Source organism: Streptosporangium amethystogenes (genome assembly GCF_000721075.1).
GTDB classification, from domain to species: Bacteria; Actinomycetota; Actinomycetes; order Streptosporangiales; family Streptosporangiaceae; genus Streptosporangium; species Streptosporangium amethystogenes.
The window spans coordinates 1-569 of sequence record NZ_JOEQ01000144.1; the positions used below are offsets into that span (position 1 = coordinate 1).

A 569-nucleotide genomic window follows, 5' to 3' on the forward strand; every position below is an offset into this window, starting at 1 on the left:
GCGTTGAACGCCTTCGCGATCACCTTCGAAGGTCGCCTGTCCCCGAGTTCTCGATAGAAAAATTTCAAAACCGAGTTACACCGTTAACTGGACACACCCCGGCCCGGGCTTTTTGATGTCCAGTGACAGCAACGGTGCCGAGCGCGAGGTGGGATTGGCCCCAGGCTCTTGATGTCTCGGGTCTGAGATGTGCCGACTGCGTGGGTGGGTTGCCGCCGTAGCGCTCATTCGAGGTGATGGTTTCGGGCGCCCGTTGAATGGGTTATTCCACCGCGTAGGGAGCGGGCCGGTGGTCACCAATTGTCCCAGCCACGCCAGCCGTACCAGTTCCCGCCGAGGTGCCGGTAGCTGTCGTCCGAAGTCTCCTCGGGCTGACCTTCGGGTAGCCAGACGAATCCGGTGTTGCTGTGAATGGCCCATTCCTCGGAGATGAGGGCGGCGCTGCCGGGAGTCGGCTCGCCTTCCAAGGTCTGAGGTGCCCAGCAGATTCCGGACAGTCGGCTGCATAAGCTGACAGAAGTCTGGAAGAGGTAGGTACGTGACGAGGCGTCGCAGGCAGTTCTCATCGG

1 protein-coding gene is annotated in these 569 nt (G+C 61.2%); it reads right to left on the bottom strand.

Annotation, left to right across the window (positions count from 1 at the left end; translation table 11 throughout):
• Positions 1 to 293 precede the first annotated feature (293 nt).
• Positions 294 to 569, bottom strand: a 276-nt coding sequence (locus IG98_RS53010) for a hypothetical protein (RefSeq protein WP_211264394.1), incomplete at its 5' end; no start/stop codon positions are given.